Annotated in this window: 1 protein-coding gene and 1 pseudogene; both read left to right on the forward strand. The window is 41.8% G+C overall.

The window, feature by feature from the left end; all coding sequences use genetic code 11:
• The coding region (locus tag V7K67_RS12815) for a trifunctional serine/threonine-protein kinase/ATP-binding protein/sensor histidine kinase (protein ID WP_335166824.1) at positions 1 to 3804 on the forward strand (3804 nt) is incomplete at its 5' end.
• 74 nt (positions 3805 to 3878) lie between these two features.
• Positions 3879 to 4850: pseudogene (locus tag V7K67_RS12820) on the forward strand (serine/threonine protein kinase); the annotation flags it as partial.
• Positions 4851 to 4932: the final 82 nt, after the last annotated feature.

Genomic DNA, 4932 nt, shown 5'->3' on the forward strand with positions numbered 1-4932 from the left:
AGCTATTTGTCCATTGCTAATAGAAATCAACAAATAGCTATTAGCAATGAGCAATTAGCAAGTTACAAATTCTTACACGATCGCGTCCAACAAGCTGCCTATTCTCTGATTCCCAATGACCAAAAACAAACGACTCATTACCAAATCGGACAACTGCTTTTACAACAAATTTCCTCATCAGCTAGAGTTGACCGCATTTTTGAAATAGTCAATCAATTAAATCACGGAACTGATTTAATTACGCAAAAAACAGAACGAGAAGAATTAGCAGAACTTAACCTCATCGCCTGTCGCAAAGCCAAAAGTGCCACCGCCTATCAAGCGGCTCGTGAATATGCCGCAGTGGGATTATCCTTGCTGGGGGAAACGGCTTGGCAACAACAATATGAAATGACTTTATCATTCCATGACGAGGCGGCGGAATTGGCAATACTGTGCGGTGACTTTGAGGCGATGGAACAGTTGATTGAGACGGTCATCGATCGGGCACGCTCTTTACTGGAAAAGGTCAATATTTACAACATTAAAATTCTCGCAAATTCCTCCCAGAATCAACTGACCCAAGCCATTGCGATCGGCACACAACTCCTGCAACAACTGGGTGTAACATTTCCTGAATCACCCAAAGTGACAGATATTCAACAGGCAATCCAAGAGATTAGCGAATTGGTTGGAGATAGGGAAATTGCAGATTTTGTTCACCTCCCGGTGATGATAGATGCGAACAAAATTGCCACGATCCAGATTGCTACTAGTCTCCTGGGAGTAACTTTCGCATCGGGTTCTCCCTTGTTCCCATTACTGACTTGCCTATCAGTAAAACTATCCATTCAACATGGAAACATATCCGGTTCAGCTTATAACTATGCTTCCTATAGCATCCTTGTCGGTAAACTATTCCAAGATGTGAATTTAGCAGAAAAGTTTAATCAGTTGGCATTGAATGTCGTCTTAAAACTCGATGCTAAAACAACTAAACCTAAAGTATTAATGTTGCGAGGTAGTTTTATATTACATCGCAAATCTCACATCAAAGAAACGTTACCACTCTTGAGGGAGAGCTACGCAACTGCCTTAGAAGTCGGAAACCTAGAATGCGTCGGAATTAGTGCCCACAGCTTTTGTCTCAATTCTTTTTGGTGCGGTCAGCCCCTTGCCACCTTGGAGCAGGATACGCGGACATTCCACAATGGTTTGGTGCAAATGAACCAATCAACACCAGCCAATTATTGCCGGATCTATTGGCAATCTATTTTAAATTTACTGGGTTTGGCGGAGCATCCTACCATTTTGTCTGGGTCAGCCATCCAAGAGACCGAATTCCTGCCCCTACTGCGGTCTAAGAATAACCTATTTGGGTTGTATACGTTCTATTTATATAAGCTCGCTCTTTGCTTTGTGTTTGGGGAAGTTGAACAAGCTAACAACTATGTATTTGAGGCGCGAAACTATTTAATGGTTGCTGCCGGAATGGTCAGCGAACCTGCATTCTATCTCTATGATTCTTTGATTGCTCTGGCACTATTGAATCAACCGTCAGGCGAGGTATCAACAGCATTAGATCGGGTGGCACAAAACCAAACTCAGTTACGAGATCATTGGGCGCACCATGCCCCGATGAATCACCAGCATAAGGTTGATTTAGTAGAAGCCGAAAAATTTCGAGTGTTAGGACACAAAGTAGAAGCCAGTGAGCTATACGACTTGGCTATATCTGGAGCTAAAGCCAACGAATATATTCAAGAAGAAGCCTTAGCCAACGAACTCGCAGCTAAATTCTACCTCGACTGGGGCAGACACCGCATTGCTAGCGACTACATGATTGAAGCCTACTATGGTTATGCTCGTTGGGGTGCGAAAGCCAAGGTTGCTGACTTGGAAAGACGCTATCCGCAACTTCTGGCTTCTATTCTCCAACAAAATCGCACTGCTTTCTCGGTTAACGAAACCGTCTTCGCATTCGGAACAGTCACCTCCACTAGTTCTTCCTCCAGCGTCTCTGATTCCCTCGATTTAAAAGCTATTCTCAAAGCTTCCCAAGCTATCTCAGGCGAAATCGAACTGGAAAAACTGCTTTCATCGTTGCTGAGAATCCTCATCGAAAACGCGGGGGCTGATAAATGCGTGTTCATGCTGTTGCGAGACGAACGCCTGTTGATTAAAGGGTCAATTATTGAGGGTGCGGAGCCAGTCGTGTTGCAGTACCTTCCCATTGAGGACAGTCAGGATATTCCCCTGAAACTGATTTATAAAGTGAAGAACAACAGACAGACTACTGTGCTGGTTGATGCAACGGCTGATCCGATTTTAGCCAATGATCCGTATATCATGCGTCAGCAGCCTCAGAGTATCTTGTGTAGCCCAATTTTGCATCAAGGAAAGTTGCTGGGCATTTTATATCTAGAAAATAATTTAGTAACGGGGGTGTTCACGAGCGATCGCGTCGAATTGCTCAATTTACTTTGCGCTCAAGCCGCAATTTCTTTGGAAAATGCCCGACTGTATCAAGAGTCTCAACAAACCTTGATAGAGTTAAAAGCCAGTAAAGCTCGATTCCAGAAACTAGCTGATAATCTGCCGGGGACAATTTACCAGTTCCGGATAGATACGGATGGCAAAGCTTCCATGCCCTATGTTAGTTCTGGTTGTGCGGCTATCTACGAAGTACCACCAGAAGACTTTATGAATGGAGTCACCAACTTTCGAGAAATGGAACATCCAGACGATCGGGAAGCTTTCACGCAAGCAGCTATCAATTCAGCCACAAATCTCACACCCTTTAGAGAGGAACTACGGATTATTACACCTTTTGGGAAAGTGAAATGGGTGCAAATGGCCTCTCAACCAGAAAAACAAGCTGATGGTTCTGTGGTTTGGGATGGGGTGACGCTAGATATTAGCGATCGCAAAAAAGCCGAAGCCGCCATCATCCAGAAGTCTCAACAGTTAGAACAAGCCCTAGTAGACTTGCAGCAAACCCAACTACAAATGATTCAAAGTGAAAAAATGTCAGCATTGGGTAATTTAGTTGCTGGTGTAGCTCATGAAATGAATAATCCCCTTGGTTTTATTGCTGCCAGTCTAAAACTTGCTAAACCTACGTTTACTGATATTGTTGAACATCTCGGACTATATCAATCAAGTTTACCCAACAAAAGTGAAGAAATCCTTGACCACGCCGAAGAAATCGACTTAGATTATAGCTTAGAAGATTTGCCCAAGATGATTGATTCTATGTCTATGGCGTGCGATCGGCTAAAAAACATTAGCACCAGTTTGAGAACTTTCTCTCGTGCCGATCAAGACTATAAAGTACCCTTTAACATCCACCAAGGCATTGATAGCACGATTCTTATTCTCAAACATCGTCTGAAAGCAAATGAACAACGTCCCGCCATCGAAGTTGTTACCAACTATGGTAATTTACCTCAAGTAGAATGTTTTCCTGGTCAATTAAATCAGGTATTTATGAATCTTTTAGCGAATGCTATTGATGCCTTGGATGAATCTAACACCGGACGTATTTTTGAGGAAATTAAAACTCATCCTAACTGCATTAGAATTACAACTTCAGTCGAAAATAATCTAGTTAAAATTACAATTACTGATAATGGTAAGGGGATGAATGAATCAGTCAAATCAAAAATATTTGACCATTTATTTACTACAAAAGCTGTTGGTAAAGGGACGGGGTTGGGGTTAGCGATCGCTCGGCAAATTGTTGAATCAACTCACGGCGGAAAATTGAGTTTTAACTCGGTTTTAGGTCTAGGTACTGAATTTATCATTGAAATTCCGGTATAGTTTTTGGCGATTTTTGGTAAACAACTTCAGATATCTGGGAATACTAAATCTGGAAATCTTCAGGATTTAGCAGCATGGTTAGCACTTTAGTCAATATTCCCGGATATCGCATCTATGATTTACTCTACAATGGTTCGAGAACCCTAGTTTATCGAGGGTATCGAGAGACTGACTCGTTACCAGTGGTGATTAAACTGCTGAAAAATCCTTATCCGAGTTTCAGCGAATTGTTACAGTTTCGCAATCAGTACACCATTGCCAAAAATCTCAACTCACCTTTAATCATCCAAACCTATAGCCTGGAATCCTACCAAAATGGTTATGCGTTGGTGATGGAAGACTTTGGGGGGATTTCTCTGAAAGAATGGGGAGTCAGGGAAGGGGGACAATCTTTACAGGAGTTTTTAGAAATAGTGATCGCACTATGCAACACCTTAGATGTACTTTACCGCGAGCGAATTATTCATAAAGATATTAAACCCGCCAATATTCTCATTAATCCAGAAACCAAACAAGTTAAATTAATCGACTTTAGTATCGCCTCCTTACTACCACGGGAAACGCAGACACTAATTAATCCCAATGTATTAGAAGGTACACTCGCTTATATTTCTCCAGAACAAACAGGAAGAATGAATCGGGGGATTGATTACCGCACAGATTTCTATTCTTTAGGTGTGACATTCTACGAGTTACTTACTGGAGTTTTACCATTTAAATCAAACGAGCCAATGGAGTTGGTGCATTGTCATATTGCCAAACTTCCACCACTTTTAGGGGATAGGGGACAGGGGACTCTTAACAGGGAAGAGATTCCTCAAGTTCTCTGTGATATCGTGATGAAATTGATGGCGAAGAATGCTGAAGATAGATATCAGAGTGCATTGGGATTGAAGTTTGATTTGGAAAAATGTTTACATCAGCTACAAGTTGATGGTAAGATTGGAAATTTTGAAATTGGACAACGGGATGTTTGCGATCGCTTCATCATCCCTGATAAATTATATGGTAGAGAAACTGAAGTATCAACTCTACTCCCTAGCTATCTAATTGGTATACAAAGCAGGTAAGCTGATATTACACCTACCATCGGTAAAAAATTAGTGATAGTAAAGTTGCCTCGCCATC

It is taken from the genome of Nostoc sp. (assembly GCF_036917155.1).
GTDB lineage: Bacteria > Cyanobacteriota > Cyanobacteriia > Cyanobacteriales > Nostocaceae > Nostoc.